Source organism: bacterium (Candidatus Blackallbacteria) CG13_big_fil_rev_8_21_14_2_50_49_14, from assembly GCA_002783405.1.
Classification (GTDB): domain Bacteria; phylum Cyanobacteriota; class Sericytochromatia; order UBA7694; family UBA7694.
In genome coordinates this window covers 1-21,770 of record PFGG01000066.1, presented here as the reverse complement: position 1 = coordinate 21,770, position 21,770 = coordinate 1, and the positions used below count along the sequence as shown (strand labels likewise).

Below are 21,770 nucleotides of genomic sequence, written 5' to 3'. Positions count from 1 at the left end.
AAGGGCAGGGCATGGCCTGGATTTTGCCCTTTATTGGTAGAGTGTTGTCTGTTCCCAGCCCTGCAGGAAATGGATTTTGACTTCTGGGTGTGGTTTGGTTTTTTCCAGCAGATAGGTCATGGCCGCATCGAGATTTTCTGCGCCTCGGGGCAGGGGTTCGAGGGGCTTATCGAGCGAGATGGAGAAATCGTCCCAATGCACGGGATAAATGGTTTTGACCCCTGTTTGCGTTACCAATTCATCGTAAAACCGGTCTTTGTTTTCTCCCAGACGATCCAGGCCGGGGGTACAGAGAAAGAGCGCATCGGCTTTTAAGCCTTTGAGTTCATCGGCTTTGTACTGTCCGCCATGCAGCATGGCGGTTCCCTGGGGATGGGCAATATGAATCGTAAAGGTGCCGCCTTCTCGGTAATCAAACATTGAAACGGGTTGAGAAAAAGGAGCTTCAATCGTGCCCATCATGCCGGTCAGATTGGCGACCCAGGGCAAATCTACATGCATGGAAGGAACCATGGTGACTGTAAATTTGCCGTAGTGCATGGGTTTAAAGGGTTCTAAAACCACAATTTGGTTTGAGCTCAAACCCTCGCCACGCGAGATCATCGCTGTAGATTCTGAACCCACGACCTGGGCCCCGGTTTGCAGGGCGATATAAGCTGAATCCATGGCGTGATCATAGTGGGAATGATAAACAAAGATCGCACTCAGCCGATCGAGTTCCAGGCGTTTAAGGTATTTGCGTACCAGATCCCGGTTGGTTTCAATTTTGCGGAAAGGCAATTCTGTGGCGGGGCCGGGGCGGGTGAAAAAACCATCAATCAAGAGATTTGTTTCGCCATCGGAAAAGACCAGGGAGGTCGTGCCTAAAAAGGTCGCTTTGACCTGACCGGCTTTCCAGGCAGGGGGGGCTGCCTGGGGATCTGTAAAATAAGCACGGTAGGTTTCCAGCGAAGGTCGCTCGAGCAAGTGTGAGCAACCTGCCAGGATTACTAAAACCAGTAGAAATAACAGAAAACGGCGTTTCAAAGGTTTTAATCCCCAAAAAAAGACAAAAATCGGAGCGACTGGATTTGAACCAGCGACCCCCACTACCCCAAAGTGGTGCGCTACCAAGCTGCGCTACGCCCCGATTGTAACGATGTGACCGGCTTGTGGCCGGGGGGTAATTGCGTTCCTTTTTGAGCAACGCAGACACTATACTAGCATACCCTTTTTTGACTTGCACAGTAGTTTCAATTCATGCTTCTAAATTCTCTCGCGTCTACCTGCCTTTTCTCTGTCTGAAAAATGCATCAGGCTAGCTTTTTGAATTGTTTTTTATTTGCGCTTTGCGATCTTTTTTGAGGTTCTCAGCAAATTCTCATGCGAGCAACTGAAATTATTTGCTATGATTTATTGCCTTTGGGGATCCACCCCCTGTAAATGTCTTTAAATTTGTGATAAGATTTACTTAATTTTCAATCGAGGTTTGGTTATCCCGATGTCAAAGCAATTTCGCACTTCTTTTCGTATGGCCCTGGCTTCTGTTGCCCTGATGGTGGGCTGTAGTGCCCAGACCGGTCTTTTGCCACTGAACAATACAGGCAATCCCGCTCTGCGCGCCAATGCGGTTAATCCCAAGCAGCAAGTCCTGAGCGCTAATTTTGAACCCTCATTCCAGAATTCTTTCATGACGGCGCGCCCCATGGCCCGCACTGGCAATACGGTTGTCAAAGTTTCTTACCAGAACAATGCGCAGGTCAGTCAATTGGCTGAATTGGGCATGGATATCTGGATGGTCACCCCCAAATATGTTTTGGGTCAAGTCAATGATGCAGTTTTTCAGCGTCTGCAACTCAGCCGTTTGAACTTCAGCCTGATCAGCCCCGAGCGCGGCATGAGCGCCCAAAATACGTTTGACCCGCAATACCATACCTATGATGAAATGCTGGCAGAACTGAAACAGGTTGCTCAGCAATATCCCCAGATCTCCAGCCTGCACGATATCGGTGATACCTGGCAGAAAGTGCATGGAGAAGGCAACCGTGATCTGTGGGCCCTGCATATCACCGGCCCAGGTGAAGGCAGTCAGAAACCTGGCATCGTTTTCTTTGGCAACCACCACGCACGTGAATTGGTGACCGTTGAAATTCCCCTGCACCTGATTCACCTTCTGCTCGAAAATTACGGCAAAGACCCCCAGATTACTGAGCTGGTCAATACCCGCGATATCTGGATTGTTCCCATGGTCAATCCAGACGGTCACCTGCAAGCTGAAAAAGGCGACAATTGGCGTAAAAACATGAATGCCAACGATGGTAATCGCTATCGCGGTGTTGATTTGAACCGCAACTATGGCCATCACTGGAATTCAGGCGGTTCTTCCTCCTCTCCCAGCAGTGATACCTTTATGGGGAAGGCTCCTTTCTCTGAGCCCGAAACCCAGGCTGTTCGTAATTTCGTTTCTGCGCATTCCAATCTCAAGATCATGATGAGCTATCACAGCTTCAGCAATTTGATCCTCTGGCCCTGGGGTTATACCAAGCAGCGCGTGAACAGTCCCAAACTGGTTGAAATGGGTCAGAAACTTGGTAAAATGACAGGCTATGTTCCTGAACAGGCCTCTGATCTGTATGTTGCTTCCGGAATTACCGATGACTTCACCTTTGGTGAAAAGGGCTTGATGTCCTTCACCACTGAAATTGGCAGCTGGGGCGATGGCTTTGATCCCCCCTACTCCCGTGTGGCTCAGTTCTGGAATGAGAACCGTGATGCAGCACTGTATCTGATCGATACTGCTGGCAAACTCTAAGAATCGTCACCCAATTAAAAAGGGGAGCTTGAAAAAGCTCCCCTTTTTTTCGTGAACAAATCCTTAACCCGAAAACTGAAAGGGTTCGTCACTGTACTGGCCCAAACTATCGGCCAGACTTTCGAAAAGACTTTCAGCCTTGTCATCTTGTTTTTTCTTTTTTTTGCCCTGTTCCTGCTGCTGCTTGCGCTCTTCAGTGTTGCCCGCATGCTTTTCCACCTTTTGTTGGTAGCGAAACTCAGGCACATTATAAATGCCATCGAGACCCATCTTTAAATTCCTCTCTCTCTGAAGATCTACATGTATCTAACATAGAATATATGAAAATAAAAGACCCAATTGAACGAATTTAACGAAAAATTAACAACAGCCCTGCCTTAAGGCAGGGCTGAAAGCTTGATATCAAGCTGTTTAGCGCAGGCTTGAGAAAAGCCCTTGGTAATGACCGAGAATCCCTTGAAGGGTTTCAATGCGGGTCAGAGTGGCTTGAATTTCTTCAGCGTTCAGGCGTTCTTTTTCCGTCATTTCACGGTAAACGCTGACCTGCTGGGCCACATCCATGATTTCTTCAACGGGACCGCGGTTGCGCGAGAGTTCTTCAAGTTTCTGGTACATGGCACTGACTTCAGTTTCTGAATTCCAGGTGCGTGACATGCGTTGCAGATAGGGGTAAAGATTTTGGCTGAAGAGGGCTTGAAATTCCTGTTCAAACCAGGAGATATCATCTTTTTTACTCAAATCCAAAGTTTCTGAACCGACTTGGATCATCAGTCCTGGCTGTGCAGCGGGTGCAGGTGATTCGACAGGTGTTTCGCTGGCTTCAGCAGGGGGAGCTGTTGTCATGCTTGGAATTTCAATCCGTTGGTGTTCAATTGCCAGTTCAAGATCATCAGGATCACTGCCCTGCAGGTCTTCACTGAGTTCAAGCGTGCTGTCCTGCAAATCTTCAAGATTACTTTCATAACCAGCAGAAGCAATTGCTTCTGCTGCTTCCAGTCCATGCAGGCGTTCGAGATCGGCCAGGGTCAATTCATCTCCCGCGCTGACGGGGGTTTCAGCCAGAGGGGCTTTATAGTCTTCCATTTTTTCTCTCTCCTTGCACTTTTCGCTTATTCTTGACCAATGCGTAAAACCGCCATGAAGGCATCTTGCGGAATTTCAACCCGTCCGACCTGCTTCATGCGCTTTTTACCTGCTTTTTGTTTTTCCAACAGTTTACGTTTACGCGAAATATCGCCCCCGTAGCATTTGGCAAGTACGTTTTTGCGCATGGCTTTGACGGTTTCGCGGCTGACCACCCGGCTGCCAATCGCTGCTTGGATGGGAATTTCAAACATCTGGCGGGGAATAATTTCACGCAGTTTAGCGGTTAAAAGACGGCCCATCATGGGCGCTTTTTCGCGGGGCACAATCACCGAAAGGGCATCGACAATTTCACCATTGAGCAAAATATCCAGTTTGACCAGATCGGCTTCACGCACACCGATCATTTCGTAATCGAGCGAGGCGTAGCCACTGCTGCGGGATTTGAGCTGATCAAAGAAGTCTGCCATCATTTCATTGAGGGGCATTTCATAGATCATCACGACCCGATCGGGAGTGGGGTAATCCATGCTGATAAAAAGGCCCCGGCGACTCTGGGCCAGATCCATCATGGGGCCCACATAGTCTTTGGGCGCGATGATCGTGACCTTTACATAGGGTTCTTTCATGGATTCGGTATGCTGAGGCAAAGGCATTTTCTGGGGGTTGTCGATCATCAGCACTTCGCCTTGGGTGGTGGTCACTTCGTAGACCACACTGGGGGCCGTAGCGATCAGCGCAAGATCATACTCCCGTTCCAGACGTTCCTGAATAATTTCCATATGCAGCAGTCCCAAAAATCCACAGCGGAAGCCAAAGCCCAAGGCATTGGAGGTTTCAGGTTCAAATCCCAAGGCTGCGTCATTGAGCTGAAGTTTGCCCAAGGCCTCTTTCAGTTCTTCGTAATCATCAGAATCTACGGGGTAAAGCCCACAAAAAACCATGGGAATGGCTGGACGATAACCAGCCAAGGGTTCTTTGGCGGGTTTTTCGCTGTGTGTGACCGTGTCGCCGACACGGGCATGCTGCACGTCTTTGATTTCAGCTGAAAGAAAACCGGTTTCACCGGCTTTGAGTTCTTCAACGGGTTTGCGGTGGGGCAAAAGCACGCCCAACTCCGTGACATCGTAGTTTTTGCCCGAGGCCATGAAGCGAATTTTGTCGCGGGTGCGCAGGGTGCCTTCAAAAATACGGAAATACACCACTGTGCCCCGATAGGTATCATAGACCGAGTCAAAAATCAGGGCCTGCAGGGGTTTTTCGGGGTCGCCTTTGGGGGGCGGCACATGAAAAACGATCGCTTCGAGTAGGTCTTTGATGCCAATGCCTTCTTTGGCGCTGCACAGTACCACCTCATCGGGGTCGAGCCCCAAATCCGCGATCTGCTCTTTGACCCGATCCACGTCGGCACTGGGCAGATCAATTTTATTGATCACGGGGATAATTTCAAGATCGTGTTCAAGGGCCAGGTAGAGGTTGGCAATCGTTTGGGCCTCTACCCCCTGGGTGGCGTCGATGATCAGCAGGGCACCTTCACAGGCTGCCAGACTGCGTGAAACTTCGTAGGTAAAATCCACGTGGCCAGGGGTGTCGATTAGATTGAGGATATAGGGTTTGCCGTCTGAAGCTGTATAGTTCAGACGGGCGGACTGGGATTTAATCGTGATCCCGCGTTCGCGCTCAATATCCAGGCTGTCGAGCACCTGTTCCATCATTTCACGTTGTGACAGAGCGCCTGTAAATTCAATCAGGCGATCGGCCAGGGTCGATTTGCCATGGTCAATATGGGCAATAATCGAAAAGTTACGGATCGATTCAATATAACTCATGAGAGGTTGTTTCTAGTTTTCGCTGTTTTCGCTGCTTACTTCGCTGGGCTCAGCTGCTGCCACCACGGCAGGGGTTTCGCTCGCTGGGGCGGCTTCGCCTTCCGTTGTGTTTGCTTCTGATTCGGGAGCCTCGGGTTGTTCCTGGATCAGGCCAATTGCGACGATTTTATCGCCTTCGCCCAATCTTTGCACCATCACGCCCTTGGTGGAACGGCTGTAAACGCTGATATCGCGCACATGCTGGCGAATGACGATGCCCTGTGAGGTGACCACAATCAGTTCCTCAGTGCCATCCACCGCCTGCAGACTGGCGACTTTGCCATCTTTGCGCAGTTTGATATTGATAATGCCTGAACCGGCACGGCTTTGCAGGCGGTATTCTTCGATCTCTGTGCGTTTGCCATAGCCATTGTTGGTAACGGTCAAAATGGTCTGACCCGCTTGCGGGGTGGCCATGCCGACCACGACGTCATCGTTTTTCAGTTGAATGGCTTTGACACCGCGTGAGGTACGGCCTGTCGGGCGAACATCTTCTTCTTTGAACTTAATCGCCATGCCGTTGGCTGTGCCGATCAGAATCTGTTGTTGGCCATCGGTCAGGGCGACCCAGCCGAGCACGTCTCCCTCATCGAGGTTGACGGTAATCAGGCCTGCCCGACGGATATTGCGATAGGCATTCAAGGGGGTTTTTTTGATAATGCCCTGGCGGGTGAGCATGACGAGGTTTTTGTCCGCGTCAAATTCGCGCACAGGAATCATGGCGGTGACTTCTTCGTCCTCACGGAACTGAAGGAGGTTGGCCACGCTATTGCCCTTGGATTGGCGGCTGGTTTCTGGAATTTCATAGGCTTTGAGATTATAGACAATGCCCTGGTTGGTGAAAAACAGCAGGGAATCATGGCTGTTGGTCACTGCAAATTGGGCGATATAGTCTTCATCACGGGTTTGAATCCCTGAAACACCCCGGCCACCGCGTTTTTGCTGTTCGAAGCTGTCGAGATGGCTGCGTTTGATATAGCCTTGGCGGGTCATGAAGACTACCATGGGCTCATCGGGAATCAAATCTTCATAGGTAAAATCACCAGGATCAGCTTCTAAACGAGAGCGACGGCCATCTTCAAAATTGGCTGCCAATTTTTCGAGTTCTTCACGAATCAGGGTGGCTACCCGTTCGGGTGTTGCCAGAATATGCTGAAAATCAGTGATTTGCAGCAAGAGTTCAGAGTGTTCGGTTTCAAGTTTTTTCTGTTCGAGGCCATTCAGGCGGCGCAATTGCATTTCCAGAACGGCGGTGGCTTGGCGCTCACTCAGTTCAAAGCGTTCAATCAAAGCGGCCTGGGCCTCTTGGGTGCCATTTGAAGCGCGGATGGTCTCAATCACCGCATCGAGGTTATCCAGCACTTTGAGAAAGCCTGTTACGAGGTGAGCACGGCCTTCGGCACGATCCAGGAAAAACTGGGTGCGGCGACGAATGACTTCAATCCGGTGCTTTAAAAACTCCTGGAGAATGTCTTTCAGGCTCAGCAGACGGGGTTGGTTATTGACCAGGGCCACCATATTGTAGTTGTAATTGGATTGCAGACGGGTCTGCTGGTAGAGATTGTTCAGCACGACCTGGGAATTGGCGTCGCGTTTCAATTCAATACAGATGCGCATGCCGTTACGATCGGATTCGTCACGCAGATCGGCAATGCCTTCGAGTTTGCCAGTCTGTACCAGATCGGCGATATGTTCAACCAGGGTGGTTTTGTTGAGCTGGAAGGGGATTTCTTTGACGATCAGGCGGTCGCGCTCGCGGCCATGGCCTTCTTCAAAATCAATCACGGCACGCATGGTAACTTTGCCACGTCCGGTTTCAAAGGCTTCACGAATGCCCCGGTTGCCGAGGATAATGCCGCCGGTGGGGAAATCTGGGCCTTTGATAAAATCCATCAGGTCGAGAATGCTGGCATCGGGGTTGTCAATCAAGTAAACCAGGCCTTCGCAGACCTCTTTGAGATTGTGGGGGGCGACTTCGGTGGCCATCCCGACGGCAATCCCGGTGACGCCATTGATCAACAGGTTGGGGGCTTTGCTGGGCATGACAATCGGTTCTTCGAGAGAACCGTCAAAGTTGGGGGTAAAACCGACAGTATTGCAATCGAGATCCGCCAGCATTTCCATGGCGAATTTAGACAGGCGGGCTTCGGTATAACGCATGGCTGCTGCGGAATCCCCGTCAATCGAGCCGAAGTTACCTTGGCCGTCGACCATCATATGGCGCAGGGAGAAGGGCTGGGCCATACGCACCATCGTATCGTAAACCGCGCTGTCTCCGTGGGGGTGGTATTTACCCAAAACTTCCCCGACGATACGGGCCGATTTCTTAAAAGGTTTATCCGGGGTCATGCCCATTTCGTGCATGGCATAGAGAATGCGTCTGTGCACGGGTTTCAGGCCATCGCGGACATCAGGCAGGGCCCGTGAGACGATGACGGACATGGCGTAGTCCATGAAGGACTGCTTCATTTCGTCTTGGATCGTTACAAAGGGGCTGGATTCCTGCTCCGCAGGCGGCGCTTGATCAGTGGTCATGGGTGGATATTTCTCCTGGTAAAACTGAATCATTATACCGCAAACGAGGCTGAAAATTAAGTAGGAAGCGCTTATTCCCTTGCAGAGTCGCTGATATTTTTCAATTTAAGCCAAGGGGAATGAGGGACTCTGGCTCTGATCAGAGAGGCACGTCGCAGGTGATGAGGTTTGAGATTTGTGTGCTTTGTTTCTCAGGGCAGGCAAAGGACCCCTTATCGATTTCAAAAAAATAGAAAGAGGCCGGAATTTTCCGACCTCATCTAATTTTGTTTAAGTGGCTTTAACTGCCGCTTTCAAGCATTCCCAAGCGCGCGGTTTTGACATCTCCGCCGCCTTTGAATTGGGTAATGTATTTCTTACGTGAAGCACTGTTGACAGGGGCCAGGTGAAACTCCTGGACCATCTCACGTAATTCTTCGCCATACTCGGCCACAGCTTGGGCCGATTCCATCGTGCGATGGGCAATATGCTCATTGCCATCGGCGATTTTTTCCACTTCTGTAATCGCAGAGGTAATCCGTTCAATCGAAGTGACCTGACGGGCTGTATCGTTGCGGATGGCCTGAGAGGCTTCGTTGATTTTGGTGGCGGCAGCAACAATCTGTTGATTGCTGTCTTCCTGGTTTTGCGTGGCCTGTACGATCTGCTTGATCATCTGGCGTACCTGTTCAATCGTCTGCACGATGTTTTCGGTATTGAAGGCCTGGGCTTTTACAGCCTCGGTGACCTTGGTGACCTGATGATTCATCTCTTCAGCGCGGTGGGCAATATGCTCTGCAGCACGTGCCTGTTCTTCCGCTCCGTTTTTGATCTGTTCAATCAGGGTGACCGTGGTTTCGACCCCTTTGATAACCTGGTTGATCTTGCCTCCGGTTTCAGCGGCCAGACGGGCTCCCTGTTCAGCCTGGGTCACTCCCCCCTGAACGGTTTTGACAGCCCCATCGGCTTCGACCTGAATACCCCGGATCAGATCCGAGATCTCTTTGGTGGCCCGGCTGGAGCGCTCGGCCAGTTTTCTGACCTCATCGGCGACTACCGCGAAGCCTTTGCCATGCTCACCGGCACGGGCAGCTTCAATCGCCGCATTCAGTGCCAGCAGGTTGGTCTGATCAGAGATATCGTCAATTACATTGATGATCTCGCCGATTTTTTGGGTGCTGGAACCCAGGTGTTCAATGACCTTCGATGCTTCCAAAACCACTTCTTTGAGATGGTTGATGCCGTTGATGGTTTCCTGAACGGCAGCACTGCCCTCAAAGGCTGCTTCCTGCATATCAAGGGCCAGTTTTGCCCCTTCCTGCAGGCTGGTAGAGACTTCATTGAAACTGGCAGACAGCTCATTGATTGCGGCAGAGGTATCTCCCGTGCCCCGGCTGATATACTCTGCACTTTCTTTGATTTCAGCAAAGGCTCTGAAGTTTTGGCTGACCACGTCAGAGACCTGGTCACTGGCCTCGGAAAGACGGGTAATGCTTTGCGTGGACTGACTCAGATTGTGAGCCACCTGTTCAATCTGGCCCATGGTTTCGCTGGAGCGGGAAGCCAGGGCTTCGGCCTGGTTATCAATGCCTTTGACGGAACGGCTGACTTCTTCCATAAAACCAGAAATTTCAGTGATGGCAGAGGCTTGTTTGGCTGCACCTGCCGCCGTTTCCCGCGACAGAGACTGAATCTCGCTGGAGGATTGCGCTGTTTTATTGGAGGTTTCGAGAATGCGTGCAAATTTTTCATTGAGATTATGGGTCATCTCATTAAAGGTATAGGCCAGTTCTGCGAATTCATCCTGTGTTTTGACCACCGCTACCCTGTTGAGGTTTCCTCCCGCAATCGAGGTGGCTACCTGATTGACCTCCTTGAGGGAACGGGTAATCTGGCGTACTTGCCAGACGGCAATCACCAATGAGAAAACCAGGCCCCCAATAAAAACAAAGACCAATTGAAAGGTCGCCTGGTGTTGGATACGCTGGCTTTCTTGGTAGGTTTGAACCACGCGTTCTGTTTTGGTATCAATCGTATCGTAGACCTGATCGAGCTTTTGGTTGAGCTGATCCAGACCAGCCAGGCTGATCATCAGCACCAGCAGCAGGGATACGCAGGTAATCCCAAAGCTGACCAGTAGTTTGGCAAAAATTTTCATACAACCTCCTGTACTGTTTCGGGGCGGGGCTTGTAATCATAGAGTACTTTTGGCAAATCCAGCACAATCACCAGCCTGTTGTCATGTTTGCAGACCGCCTGAATATAGTCTTTTTCAATCGATGTGGCGGGAGGGGGTTCCAGTTGAGAAACCGGCAGACGCAGTACTTCCTGTACTTCATCGACGACCAGTCCGACATTCTGTTCTCTGCCACGCACAATCACAAAGCGGGTATTGCGTTGGTAAGGCGTTTTTTTGAGGCCCAAACGCGAGGCCAAATGAATCAAGGGTAAAATCTGACCGCGCAAATTAATCACGCCCGCCATCCAGGGGGGCGTGAGGGGAACCTGCGTGACAGGTAAAACCTTAATAATCTCTTGTACACAGAGAATATCCAAAGAATAAATCTCGTTTTCAAGCCTGAAAGAAACAACCTGCAGAGTTTCTGTAAGCAGTTCGGTCATGGCCGTTGAAACACTCAAGCAAAAGCCTCTTCCTGCAGCAAAGATGCCACGCAAAAAGCACCTTGAAGGGTTTCTACAGGAACATTAATGGGGAATTGACCTTTGCCAGCTTCGGGAAAGGCTGAGATCTTGTCTCCGCCCAGATCAAAAACCTGGGGCAGGCCAATCACGAAGGAGCTGCCATGCTGAGAAAGACTGGTTTTGACTCCGCCAGCAATCATATTGGTAATTTCGGCAACGGCTTCATAGACATCTTCATTGACCTCATCCAATTCCTCTTCAAGCAGAAGCGAGGCCATGGAAATGGCCAGGGGATAGGAAAGCATGACAGAAATACTGCCGCTGAGTCCCCCACGGATATCGATGGTTCCCACCAGCTCCCTGGAAAACCCCTGGGTATTTGCCGGGTTCTGAGCGGACTCCTCTGAAAGTTTAAAGTCCATCGGAATCATGGTGCTCAAAAGGTTTGAAACCGCGCTGTTGACAGCGCGGATAAAATGCTTTTCTAAAGCCATGTGTCTTGCGCCAGCTCAGACGTGCAGCGGCAAAACCTTTTTCAGGGTTTTGTTGAGGGTATCAGCTGTAAAGGGTTTGACAATATACTCATTCACACCTGACTCCATTGCTTCGGTGACCTTGTCAATGGTACCTTCTGTCGTGATCATGATGATTTTGACTTTTTTATCCGCTTCAGTGCCAATAGAACTCTCGTATTCTCTGAGTTTTTTGACAAACTCTAAACCGTTCATTTTGGGCATATTCCAGTCGCTTAAAACCACGTCTGGACGCGCGCCACCTTTGAAGGTTTCAAGCGCCTGCTCACCGTCTGCCGCCTCAATCAGGTTCAGGCCGGCATAGGGGCCGCTGCCAATATGTTTTTTGATGACTTTCCGGGTAACACTGGAGTCATCGACAATCATGATAGAAGCCATTCGCTTTTTTCCTCCGTCTGCGCTCTGTGGGCAAGTTAATCGAGTATACCACCATTTTTGCAGGATGACACACCCCTGAAGCGATCCTCAAAAGCCTCTTTTCACGTCTAAATCACCAGAACATATTGGGGGCTGATGGGGGATCCGTTATAATGGTTTAGCCTCTTGCACCTGAAAGGCACTCAATAACGAAGCAGAAATCATGGAAACAACGGCCTACTTCACAATACTATCAATCATTGCGGTGACCGGTGGTCTGATGACCATTACCCGCAGGCACCCTCTGTCTGCAACTCTTTCTCTGGTCATGACCTTGATTGCCTTGGCTGGCTTATACGCTTTATTGTCAGCTGATTTTCTCTTCGTGATTCAAATTTTGGTTTATGCAGGCGCGATTATGGCCTTGATGGTCTTTGTGATCATGCTTTTGAATGTGCGCATAGACCATCTTCCCCCTGAAAAAAATATTGCCTCACGGGTTTTTCTTGCGCTCTTGGCCTTGGCTCCCTTTTTCTTTTTGGTTCAGCGTGCAATGATTGCCCAGTTTGGAAATGCGGTTTTTCCTACCGTTTCATCGGACTTTGGCTCGATCCAAGCGGTTGGGCTGGCCCTTTACCGCAACCATGTGTTTCCCTTTGAAGTGATTTCAATTCTTTTGCTGGTGGCCCTGGTGGGGGTCGTGGCCCTGGCGAAACGGAGAGCCTGATGATTGGACCTTTACACTATCTTACCGTGAGCGCCCTGCTTTTTTTTCTGGGCCTTGCAGGTTTTATCAGCCGTAAAAACATTTTTATTCTGTTCCTTTCTTTGGAGTTGATGCTCAATGGCATTAATCTCAGCTTTGTGGCCTTTTCGCGCTTCTTTAATCACCTGGATGGCCATATCTATGTTTTCTTTGTGATTGCCGTGGCCGCCGCTGAAGCGGCGATCAGTCTGGCGCTGGTGATTCTGATCTTTAAAAACCGACAGACGCTCAATGTCGATGATTTCGACACTCTGAAAGGCTGATTGCGATGTTGCTTCACTCTGCTGCACACACTTCACTGCCCACGGCAGCTTTACAGCTGAATCCGCTTTTAAATCTGATTGTTCTGCTGCCTCTGGCGGGAGCCTTGGTTTTGGGCTTGGGCAGTTTATTCAATGCCCGTCAGCAACAGGGGCTTTCTGAAAAAGTCGTTGGAGCGATTGCCTGTTCAGGACCTGCGCTGGCCACCTTGATTGCGCTCTTGTTGTTTTTGCCCATGCTGGGTGATTCCGCTGCGGTTTGGCAGAGCACCTTGCTCAACTGGCTCGATACCGGCAGTTTTCAAATCAAACTGGGTCTGAGCATGGATCATCTCTCCGCGATTATGGTGCTGATGATTACGTTTATAGGCACCCTGATTCATCTCTTTTCGCTCAGCTATATGCATGGCGATCGGGGCTTTGCCCGTTATTTTGCCTGGCTCAATCTCTTTTTAGGGGCCATGTTGCTGCTGATTCTCTCCGATAATATCATCGGCTTGTTTATGGGCTGGGAAGGGGTTGGGCTCTGCTCTTATCTCTTGATTGGTTTCTGGTTTGAAGATTCAGCAAAAGCGGGCGCCGGAACCAAAGCCTTTTTGGTCAACCGGGTCGGTGACTTCGGCTTTATCTTGGGTATTTTTCTGCTTTTCAGAGAAACCGGGGCCTTTGATTTTGCAACGATTCAGGCCAAAATAGGAGCCTCTGATTTTTATATTCTGCCTGTGATTGCCTTTTTGCTTTTGATCGGTGCCTTGGGCAAGTCAGCCCAGATTCCGCTGCATGTTTGGTTGCCCGATGCCATGGCGGGCCCAACACCGGTCAGTGCACTGATTCACGCTGCGACGATGGTGACAGCGGGAGTGTATATGGTGGCGCGTCTGCACTTTATTTATACCGCAACGCCCGCTGTGGCCTGGCTGATTGTTTTGATTGGTTCTCTGACGGCCTTGATGGCCGCCTTGATCGCCTTGGTTCAGCATGATATTAAAAAGGTCTTGGCCTATTCAACCGTCAGCCAGCTGGGCTATATGTTCATGGGCGTTGGCAGTGGCGCTTATGCCGCAGGGATGTTTCATGTCTTTACCCATGCCTTTTTCAAGGCCGCTCTGTTTTTAGGCGCTGGTGCGATTATTCATGCCCTTCACCATGAGCAAGACCTGCGTAAAATGGGCGGGTTGCGTAAATACTTGCCTGTGACCCATGCCGCGATGCTGGTCTCCTGCCTGGCCATCGCCGGTATTCCCCCCTTCGCGGGTTTTTTCAGCAAAGATGAAATTCTCTGGTCGCTCTGGGAAAAACAGCACTATCTGTTTTGGGGCGTGGGGCTTGTAACCGCTGCGCTCACCGCTTTTTATATGTTCCGCCTTTACTTTTTGGCCTTTGGGGGCACTTACCGTGGAGACCACGCGCCTCAATCTGAGCCTTTGTTGATGAAATTGCCTTTGGCGCTTTTGGGCCTGGGCGCAGTCAGCGTGGGTTTCTTAGGGATGCCAGCAACATTGGGCTTGCCCAATTGGTTTGTTCACTGGCTTTCGCCCCTGTATGGCGAGCACCCTGTCGCCGCAGCTTCTGTTCAGGGGGTTTCTCTGATGCTGATGGCGCTTTCGGTTTTGGCTGCTGCCGCTGGGATTGGCTTTGCCTTGAAACGCTTTGGCAAAATTACAGACACTGTGCCTGCTATTCCGGTCAATGCCTTTACCCAGCTTTTGGATGCTAAATTTGGTTTTGATCTGCTTTACCAAAAAGGAATTGTCAAACCCTGGTTGGCTTTGGGCCAGTTCTGCCGCCAGGTCGCTGAACCGATTATGATTGATGGCGTGATTCGGGCTGGAACCTGGGCCTATTATGTGTTTTCCCTTTCTTTACGCACTTTACAGACAGGCCATGTCAGAACCTATGCCCAATATATGCTTTTTGGCCTGTTTATTCTGGTCTACCTTTATCTTCTTTTGCACTTACCCGGAGTTTTTGAGCTATGAACCATCTCTTAAGTCTGCTTATTTTTCTTCCCTTTGTGGGTGGTCTGGCTCTTCTTGCGCTTGCGCGTAAAGCCGAGCATCTGGTGAAACCCAGCGCGATTGTGATTGCTTTGCTTGATCTGCTTTTAGCGGCTGCTGTACTGCTGCGTTTTCAACCCCAGAATCTATTTCAGATGGAAGAAAAACTGAACTGGATTCCACGCTTTGGGATTGAGTACCATCTGGCGGTGGATGGCATCAGCCTCTTTTTGGTTTTGCTGATTCCTGTTTTTATCCTGATTGCCATGCTGATGGCCTATGCTTCGAAAAAAGCCTATCCGGGTTCTTTCTTTGCGCTGCTTTTGCTCTTTGAGGCGGGTCTTTTGGGAACCGTTTTGGCTTTGAATCTCTTCCTCTTTTACCTGTTTTGGGAACTCATGTTGATTCCTGCCTTTTTTATGATCGGCCTTTGGGGCGGCCCCAAACGCAAACAAGCGGTTTTAAAATTCGTGATTTATACCATGGTGGGTTCGCTGGTGCTTTTGTTCAGCATTCTCTATCTGGGAGTTCAGTACCACGCTAAAACAGGGGACTGGAGTTTTTCGCTGCCGGTTCTGTATCAACTGCATCTGCCCTTGACGCCTTTGGTCGATCTGCTCTTCTTTGGCTTTGCCCTGGCGTTTTTGATCAAGGTTCCGCTTTTCCCTTTGCATACTTGGTTGCCGGATACCTATCAAGAAGCCCCTTCGCTGGTGACTTTTCTTTTGTCAGGTCTGATGGCCAAAATGGGAATCTATGGCCTGATTCGGATAGTGGTTCCGCTTTTTCCTGAGTCGATGACCCAATGGGCCCCTTACCTGTCTGGGCTGGCGGTCTTGGGGGTTGTGTACGGGGCTTTTGCGGCCTTGGGCCAGACCAATCTCAAGCGTTTACTTGCCTATTCTTCGTTCAGCCATATGTCTTTGCTGGCTTTGGGAGTCTTTAGCTGGAATCAGAGCAGTTTGCAGGGAACCCTCTATCACATCATTAACCACGCGGTGGCCACTGGCGCACTCTTTTTATTGGTCAGCTTGATTGAAGAGCATTATGGCACCACCGAGATTGCTGAGTTGGGTGGCTTGGCCAAGCCAGCACCTCTTTTCGCCGTGCTTTTTTCACTGTTTAGTTTTGCCTCGATTGGCGTGCCGGGTCTGAATGGCTTTGTCGGTGAGTTTTTGATTCTTTTGGGTGTGACCACCCATTCTCCCCTCTTGGGAGCCGGAGCCGCTCTGACCCTGATCCTTTCTGCCGCGTATATGCTCTGGTTAAACCAACGTTTTCTTTTTGGAGCCTTTCATGCCCCGCAACGAGAGACTTCTCTTACCCTGGCCCCCTTGTGTCAGGCTGTTTTTGTCCCGCTGGTGCTGGCTGTAGTTTTGATGGGGCTTTATACCGCGCCTGTTCTGGAGCGTACAAAGTCTTCTGTTCAGCAGTATCTACAGTTTCGCAATTTTCCCCAGCAGGTGATCTCGCCCGAAAGTGATGCCTCTTTCCATGGATAAATGGTCTGTTTTTTTACCCGTCGCTCTGCCTGTTTTCTGGGGGCTTGTACTGCTCTTGATCGGGGTCTTTGTTCCCTCCCGTAAACAGGGCTCCTTGCTCTTTTATCTCTCAATAGTGGGGCTGGGCTGTGTGGGTGCTGCCTCGATCAAAGCGTATATTGACTGGCCCAATGCCGAAATCATGGGCGGTTACCTGATGGTGGATCCCTATGCACTCTTTTTCCATCTTTTATTGACGGTTGCTACCTTTGTGACGGTTTTGAATGCTTCCTATTATCTTGAGCGTGAGGGATTGGTGCAGGCCGAATTCTATGCCCTGCTCTTCTTCGCTTTGAGTGGCATGTTGCTCTTGAGTTCCAGCCGTGATCTGATTACTTTGTATATTGCCCTGGAAGTGGTCTCGGTAGCGATCTATGTCTTGGTGGGCTATGCCCGCAACAATATTCGCGCCAATGAAGGGGCCTTTAAATATTTTCTTTTGGGCTCTCTGGCCTCAGCCCTGCTGCTCTATGGCATTGCCATGCTCTATGGCTCGGTTGCGTCTACCCGTCTTTACGCTTTACACACCTATTTCTCAACCCATCCTCTTGAGCCTTTGGCGGGCATGGGCCTGATGCTGGTGCTGATTGGCATGGCCTTTAAGGTGGCAGCGGTTCCCTTTCATACCTGGTCTCCCGATGCCTACGAAGGGGCTTCAATGCCCGTGACGGGGTTTATGGCCACGGCTGTGAAAGCTGCTTTTTTCGCATTGATGATCCGCGTTTTAGGAGAGGGTTTTATCTCGCTGAAGTCCTATTGGGTGGAAGTTGTGGGCGTGCTCGCGATTCTAACCATTCTCGGTGGGAATATTCTGGCTTATACCCAGCGCAATATCAAACGCATGCTTGCCTATTCCAGTATCGCGCATACGGGCTATCTGCTTACCGGGCTGACCGCTCTGGCCCTGCACGCTGGGAATGAAGCCATTCCCGCGCTGCTCTATTATCTTTTGATCTATGTGCTCAGTTCTTTGGGCATTTTTACAGCCCTGACCTGGCTCAGTTCGCAAAACGAAGAATTTGTTCAGATTTCAGATCTTGCAGGTTTGGGCAAGCGCTATCCACTGACGGCTTTGGGGCTGAGTATTTTGTTTTTCTCTTTTATTGGCGTTCCCCCCCTGGGTGGTTTCTTTGCCAAATACTATCTGTTTTTAACGGCGATTCAAGCGCAGCAGACAGCGGTTGTCGCTGTGGCTATTTTGGGCAGCATACTTTCAATTGTCTATTATCTGAAGGTGATCATGACCCTTTATATGGAGCCCACCGCCCCCCATCTCGAAGCGCCCCGTGTGCGTCCGATCGCCTTGGGCGCTGTTTTGGGCTGCAGTGGTTTTGCTGTGCTTTGGGCCGGCTTTGCCCCGGTGAATTTCCTCAATGTTTTTCCTGGCTTGGTTCCCCTTTTGCAGTGGCTACAGGGCACCAGCTTTTTATAATTCACACTTGAAGCCCAGCAGGGATTTTCTTGTCTCTGCTGGGCTAGATTTTCACTTCCAGAAACCAACCCGTGCAGATACAAAGCTTGAACGACTCAAGCTCTCGTATGGCTTTTACCTGAGCATTCAGCCCTGATTTTGGGGTTGGCCTGCCTGAATAGACTTTGGGCGCGAGAGACGGATCCGCTCTGAGCGTTTCTCTTGAGGGTTCATACGAAGTTTCGCTGAAGTCGTCTGCGTTGCTTAATGCTCTAAACGCTGGCACGTGGGAACTGCCTGGAGGTTCTCAACAGAAGTCAGCCCCAAAATCTTCCCATGAAAAAAGCCCCGGAATTTCCGGGGCTTGGTTGTGAAGTTTGTTTAGAGAACGGTCTTGGCCAAACGGCTTTCGTTCCACTGAGTTTCAGCACGGTAGCCATTGACATTGGCAGGGGCTGAGTCATTGGCCTTGTTGCCTTTGTGGGTGATAAAACCTGCGACCAGACCGACAGCTGCGCCAGCGCCAGCACCGATCATCCAGCCTTTGGTTCCTGCAAATTTGCCACCGAGCTTGCTGCCGATATCCAGACCCATTTTTGCGGCGATTCCGCCAACCGCTGCACCGAACATACCGCCACCCAGGGTGGTGGATGCAACGTGTTCAAATTTGGAAGTGCCTTCGCCAACGGGAGCGGAACCAATTGCAGTTTGAAGTTCTTGTTCTACCAGCCAGCCATCACCATTGGCGTCAAACATGCGAAGTTCGTTACCCAGACCGATGCCGCCGGTCTGTTGATCCACCATGGAGATATTCAGCTGATCTGCAGAAATAACGAAGTGACCCCGGGTGCGATCCTGAATGACAACTTCAACACGGCCGTTGTTCTGAAAACTCTGCATTTGAGCAGAGTTGGTCAGTTGTTCGACACGCAGGTTGCCAGGCATGGCAGGTTGGGGTTGGTATTGCTCAGCGGGTTGAGGCTGAGGTTGTACAGGCTGTTGAGGCTGATACTGTTGAGCGGGCATAATTTCGTTGAGGGGTCTCAGGTTCGGCATGGTTCGGGTTCCTCCGGGTTTTGGCAAACTTCACACAGGTATTGTCGCAAAAGGCTGTCAGGATCTTGTGAAGGCTTCTATAAACTTAGAAGAAACTTAAAGATCACTTAATGATCTGTTCAGTCCTTAATCAGACCTTTCTTTTACTATAGCAAAATTTTGCTTGGATCTCTAGATCTGCGGGTATTTTGGCTTGTTTTGTGTTTGATACCTGAAGCTTGTTGTCACTCTGTTCGGAGTGGGGCTTTTCAGGTTGGTGAAGGCTGGTTTTTCTAGGGCCGATTGGGTTGGCTAAGAGTCTCGATCAATCTCTGTTGCTTTTTGAATACTGCTTGTAGCGTTTCTCTATTTCCATTTTTATTTCGTTTTCATTTAAAGACAAATATGTGAGACGATCTATTTCCTCAAAGAAAGAGAGATCTGTCTTAAACATGCAGAAATGAGGAACCTTATAGAGTAGATCTGAAAATTCATCAGAAAAAATGGCATATGAAATTCGGTTGTTGATAAGATTATCGATTAAAGCCAGTAAATCAAATTTCATTTTGTTTTTTTGAGGCACACTGAGAGGATAGTTGCTGGCTGGTTCGTAGGGAACGGTATGGTAAGAACCATCCCAAGAAAAGGTCTGCTTTTTTTCTTCAGAATGGATTTCTTGCGCAATAGCTTGACCTGTTAGCGGATCTTTCTCCCTTGCTCGCTCCTCTCTTCTTTGATCATAGAGATCTTGTGTTTTTCCATCAAAGCGAATACTTTGATATTCCTGGTAGCTACCAGGATAGGTTTGAACATAGATCACGGGATAATTATCTGGAGCGGGCCAACCCTTGTGAACCCAGATGCGATCAATAAACTCATCATCGTCCATGCTTTGATTTAAAAGAATGAGATCTATTTCCAGGCTCTTGCCATCAAATCTAAATTCTTCTGGACTTGTTGATACCTCACAAAAGACCACATAGGGAATTTCAAATGTTTCAGCCATGCGTTTGACATAGTCGTACATCATTTCAAGCTCTTCATCTTCAGCTTCTCTGATGGCAAATTCATTAAAACAAAATTCCAGACGGGGCATGGGGCCAGAGGTGAAAATTTCACACGACATTCCCTGGCCAATATTTGTGCCTTCAAGCCTAAGTTTTCCAAAAATACCCAGATTTACTTCAGCTTGGCTTTTACAGTAAGCTATGAATTCTGAATAATTCCAGAATTTTCGCTGAAATCTTGAGGCATACTCATAACCAAAGGGTTTTATTTTTGAATCATATCGATGTTCTCGCACATAATTTTTCTCATCAAAGAGAAACCACTGATCTAAAAATGTATCCAGATATTTTTTTTGAAATCCAAAAAAAGTAAATTCTACAGGCTCGTTTCTCATAGAGGGGGCAGAACCACATCTCTCCAGTCGGTTAAGATCAGATTTCCAGCTCGAATTTGTGAGGCAAAATCTGTACGGATTTTATTGAGTTCCTGTTCTTTCGTATTATAACCATAGACCAATTCGACTGGCTTTCCTCCCCCCTGAGTGTGGGCATACTCAAGGTGGCGTTCAATTTGATCATCCTTTCCTCCTTTAAACCGTCTTAATTGATTTGAGATTTCTCCAACACGATCACTGGATTCAAAATCAAGCTCATAGGTATCTGATCTTCCTGGCAATTGATAGGTAAGATTTGTTTTCATACTGAGGGGATTTGACGCGACCGTATTGCGATAAATCTCCAAAATTTCGCGTTCAAACAGATCTCCTTTATCCTGTTTGCCAACAATTTGTAGCGCTTTTTTTACACAAGATTCACAAGGGAACATCGCAGAGGCATTGTTGAGATAGATAATTGCTGCATAGTAACGCTCCATTATTTTTCTGGTATTCATAAGCATTTGCATTTTATCGATTGTGGCATCGACAAGTTTTTTGGAATTTGAACTTGAATTACGATAGGCTTGGATACTTTGTCTTAATTCTTCACGAAGTATTGTATTTTGTGTTTGTAAACGATTAATTTCGTTTTGATACCAGATTAATGCTGTTGTTTTGGCGAGTTCTGAACTCAATTCTTTTTGTAAAGCGATGAGATATTCTAAGGGTGTTCTCTTTTTTGCCAGAATTTGAAAGTCACCAGAACGAGGTACAACTGGACAATAGGCGTTAATTTTGCTGCATTCTTCCAAACTAATTTCAGCGGCTGAGTCAGGTGGATTTGATTCACTTGGCGTAGGAGTGGGCGTAGGCTGGGGATCTGGCTGGGGAGGCAAATAAACTTCAAGTGAAATACTTGCGGTAGAAGGCCCTCCCACCCCATAGTTTGAACAGAAACTCGTTCCCTCAGAATTGACAGCAAAAACAGAGGCTCCCCCTTGAGCCGTGCCTGAGATACTCAGTTGAAACTGTGCTTTGGATTCAGTCGGGTTCCAAACCCCGCTGGCAGAGTTAACCCACATACTGTTATTGCTTGTGCCCCAGGAACCTTCAACACAAACCTCACCACCATCGGTCAGCTTGTTTGTGTCTGATTGGTAATTAAAGCCAAACCCTGCTGGCCAGGAACGACTGGTATCCAGCGTAAAATTCAAGCCATCGCTGCTGACCAGTTCGATGGAACTGGAAACATTTCGACTGAAACCCCCATTAAGCGAGCCCAGATCCCAGGCATTCACTCCTGTACTGAGAATCAGCCGGGTTGCAATGGGTTGATTCTGGGCATTGAGCCCTGTTTCGAGCACATTTACACCATAGTAATAGCCTGACTGGCCTTCAACAATTCGTGAATAGAGACCCGAAGAAGTCAAAGAAACAGAATCTCCTGCAGGTGTGGGGGGGGGCACAGGAAAGAAGCCCAGAGAAGCATTTAAAGCTGTAACCAGACCCGTTTGTGCACAGGCATAGCCATAGTATTGATAATCTGAAGGGCAATTGATCGGCTGGGGGGCTGAAAGTACCTGAAAA

Annotated in this window: 18 protein-coding genes and 1 tRNA gene; 6 read left to right on the top strand and 13 right to left on the bottom strand. The window is 49.2% G+C overall.

Annotated elements, in window-relative coordinates:
• Window positions 1–30 precede the first annotated feature (30 nt).
• Window positions 31–1,089, bottom strand: a complete 1,059-nt coding sequence (locus tag COW20_18575) for a hypothetical protein (GenBank protein ID PIW45831.1) — start codon at window positions 1,087–1,089, stop codon at window positions 31–33.
• Window positions 1,056–1,129, bottom strand: a tRNA-Pro gene (locus COW20_18570). Before COW20_18570 ends, COW20_18575 begins: the two co-directional genes overlap by 34 nt.
• 351 nt (window positions 1,130–1,480) lie before the next feature.
• Here COW20_18570 and COW20_18565 point away from each other — a divergent pair.
• Window positions 1,481–2,791 carry a carboxypeptidase gene (locus COW20_18565; GenBank protein ID PIW45830.1) on the top strand — a complete coding sequence of 437 codons (1,311 nt, stop codon included), beginning with the start codon at window positions 1,481–1,483 and terminating at the stop codon, window positions 2,789–2,791.
• A gap of 63 nt (window positions 2,792–2,854) precedes the next feature.
• On the opposite strand, the gene COW20_18560 is transcribed toward COW20_18565, so the two are convergent.
• The 8 genes from COW20_18560 to COW20_18525 form a co-directional block, all read right to left on the bottom strand.
• Window positions 2,855–3,061 (bottom strand): hypothetical protein, encoded by a 207-nt coding sequence (locus COW20_18560; protein PIW45829.1) that lies wholly within the window; start codon window positions 3,059–3,061, stop codon window positions 2,855–2,857.
• Window positions 3,062–3,202: 141 nt separating this feature from the next.
• Window positions 3,203–3,874: a hypothetical protein gene (locus COW20_18555; protein ID PIW45828.1), complete on the bottom strand. Its 672-nt coding sequence runs from the start codon at window positions 3,872–3,874 to the stop codon at window positions 3,203–3,205.
• 26 nt (window positions 3,875–3,900) lie between these two features.
• Window positions 3,901–5,703, bottom strand: a complete 1,803-nt coding sequence (locus COW20_18550) for an elongation factor 4 (protein ID PIW45827.1) — start codon at window positions 5,701–5,703, stop codon at window positions 3,901–3,903.
• A 12-nt stretch (window positions 5,704–5,715) separates the two neighbouring features.
• Window positions 5,716–8,277: a DNA gyrase subunit A gene (locus COW20_18545; GenBank protein ID PIW45826.1), complete on the bottom strand. Its 2,562-nt coding sequence runs from the start codon at window positions 8,275–8,277 to the stop codon at window positions 5,716–5,718.
• 280 nt (window positions 8,278–8,557) lie between these two features.
• Window positions 8,558–10,414, bottom strand: a complete 1,857-nt coding sequence (locus tag COW20_18540; protein PIW45825.1) for a hypothetical protein — start codon at window positions 10,412–10,414, stop codon at window positions 8,558–8,560.
• The gene (locus COW20_18535) at window positions 10,411–10,878 is read right to left on the bottom strand and encodes a chemotaxis protein CheW (protein PIW45824.1); all 468 of its coding nucleotides are present in this window, start codon (window positions 10,876–10,878) and stop codon (window positions 10,411–10,413) included. Before COW20_18535 ends, COW20_18540 begins: the two co-directional genes overlap by 4 nt.
• Before the next feature lie 14 nt (window positions 10,879–10,892).
• Window positions 10,893–11,393, bottom strand: a complete 501-nt coding sequence (locus tag COW20_18530) for a hypothetical protein (GenBank protein PIW45823.1) — start codon at window positions 11,391–11,393, stop codon at window positions 10,893–10,895.
• Between the two features lie 15 nt (window positions 11,394–11,408).
• Window positions 11,409–11,810, bottom strand: coding sequence for a hypothetical protein (locus tag COW20_18525; protein ID PIW45822.1), 402 nt, complete (start codon window positions 11,808–11,810; stop codon window positions 11,409–11,411).
• Window positions 11,811–12,012: 202 nt separating this feature from the next.
• Here COW20_18525 and COW20_18520 point away from each other — a divergent pair, with 202 nt between their 5' ends.
• Genes COW20_18520 through COW20_18500 form a run of 5 tightly spaced genes read left to right on the top strand, consistent with a single transcriptional unit; the run spans window position 12,013 to window position 17,785 of the window.
• Complete coding sequence (locus tag COW20_18520) at window positions 12,013–12,516, top strand: NADH-quinone oxidoreductase subunit J (GenBank protein PIW45821.1); 504 nt, start codon at window positions 12,013–12,015, stop codon at window positions 12,514–12,516.
• Window positions 12,516–12,818, top strand: coding sequence for an NADH-quinone oxidoreductase subunit NuoK (locus COW20_18515; protein PIW45820.1), 303 nt, complete (start codon window positions 12,516–12,518; stop codon window positions 12,816–12,818). The genes COW20_18520 and COW20_18515 overlap by 1 nt, the downstream gene beginning before the upstream one ends.
• Before the next feature lie 5 nt (window positions 12,819–12,823).
• Window positions 12,824–14,794: an NADH-quinone oxidoreductase subunit L gene (locus COW20_18510; GenBank protein PIW45819.1), complete on the top strand. Its 1,971-nt coding sequence runs from the start codon at window positions 12,824–12,826 to the stop codon at window positions 14,792–14,794.
• Window positions 14,791–16,314 (top strand): hypothetical protein, encoded by a 1,524-nt coding sequence (locus COW20_18505; GenBank protein PIW45818.1) that lies wholly within the window; start codon window positions 14,791–14,793, stop codon window positions 16,312–16,314. Before COW20_18510 ends, COW20_18505 begins: the two co-directional genes overlap by 4 nt.
• Window positions 16,295–17,785, top strand: a complete 1,491-nt coding sequence (locus COW20_18500) for an NADH-quinone oxidoreductase subunit N (protein PIW45817.1) — start codon at window positions 16,295–16,297, stop codon at window positions 17,783–17,785. Before COW20_18505 ends, COW20_18500 begins: the two co-directional genes overlap by 20 nt.
• Window positions 17,786–18,145: 360 nt before the next feature.
• On the opposite strand, the gene COW20_18495 is transcribed toward COW20_18500, so the two are convergent.
• The 3 genes from COW20_18495 to COW20_18485 all read right to left on the bottom strand — a co-directional run.
• Window positions 18,146–18,820, bottom strand: coding sequence for a hypothetical protein (locus COW20_18495; GenBank protein PIW45816.1), 675 nt, complete (start codon window positions 18,818–18,820; stop codon window positions 18,146–18,148).
• Window positions 18,821–19,124: 304 nt separating this feature from the next.
• Window positions 19,125–20,201: a hypothetical protein gene (locus tag COW20_18490; protein ID PIW45815.1), complete on the bottom strand. Its 1,077-nt coding sequence runs from the start codon at window positions 20,199–20,201 to the stop codon at window positions 19,125–19,127.
• A partial coding sequence (locus COW20_18485) for a hypothetical protein (protein PIW45814.1) occupies window positions 20,198–21,770 on the bottom strand: 1,573 nt, incomplete at its 5' end. The genes COW20_18485 and COW20_18490, both read right to left, overlap by 4 nt.

Coding starts and splice junctions, on each gene's coding strand:
- COW20_18545 (PIW45826.1), bottom strand. CDS start 8,277: ATGACCACTGATCAAGCGCCGCCTGCGGAGCAGGAATCCAGCCCCTTT.
- COW20_18500 (PIW45817.1), top strand. CDS start 16,295: ATGCCTCTTTCCATGGATAAATGGTCTGTTTTTTTACCCGTCGCTCTG.
- COW20_18560 (PIW45829.1), bottom strand. CDS start 3,061: ATGGGTCTCGATGGCATTTATAATGTGCCTGAGTTTCGCTACCAACAA.
- COW20_18490 (PIW45815.1), bottom strand. CDS start 20,201: ATGAGAAACGAGCCTGTAGAATTTACTTTTTTTGGATTTCAAAAAAAA.
- COW20_18510 (PIW45819.1), top strand. CDS start 12,824: ATGTTGCTTCACTCTGCTGCACACACTTCACTGCCCACGGCAGCTTTA.
- COW20_18525 (PIW45822.1), bottom strand. CDS start 11,810: ATGGCTTCTATCATGATTGTCGATGACTCCAGTGTTACCCGGAAAGTC.
- COW20_18495 (PIW45816.1), bottom strand. CDS start 18,820: ATGCCGAACCTGAGACCCCTCAACGAAATTATGCCCGCTCAACAGTAT.
- COW20_18530 (PIW45823.1), bottom strand. CDS start 11,393: ATGGCTTTAGAAAAGCATTTTATCCGCGCTGTCAACAGCGCGGTTTCA.
- COW20_18565 (PIW45830.1), top strand. CDS start 1,481: ATGTCAAAGCAATTTCGCACTTCTTTTCGTATGGCCCTGGCTTCTGTT.
- COW20_18520 (PIW45821.1), top strand. CDS start 12,013: ATGGAAACAACGGCCTACTTCACAATACTATCAATCATTGCGGTGACC.
- COW20_18515 (PIW45820.1), top strand. CDS start 12,516: ATGATTGGACCTTTACACTATCTTACCGTGAGCGCCCTGCTTTTTTTT.
- COW20_18505 (PIW45818.1), top strand. CDS start 14,791: ATGAACCATCTCTTAAGTCTGCTTATTTTTCTTCCCTTTGTGGGTGGT.
- COW20_18555 (PIW45828.1), bottom strand. CDS start 3,874: ATGGAAGACTATAAAGCCCCTCTGGCTGAAACCCCCGTCAGCGCGGGA.
- COW20_18550 (PIW45827.1), bottom strand. CDS start 5,703: ATGAGTTATATTGAATCGATCCGTAACTTTTCGATTATTGCCCATATT.
- COW20_18540 (PIW45825.1), bottom strand. CDS start 10,414: ATGAAAATTTTTGCCAAACTACTGGTCAGCTTTGGGATTACCTGCGTA.
- COW20_18535 (PIW45824.1), bottom strand. CDS start 10,878: ATGACCGAACTGCTTACAGAAACTCTGCAGGTTGTTTCTTTCAGGCTT.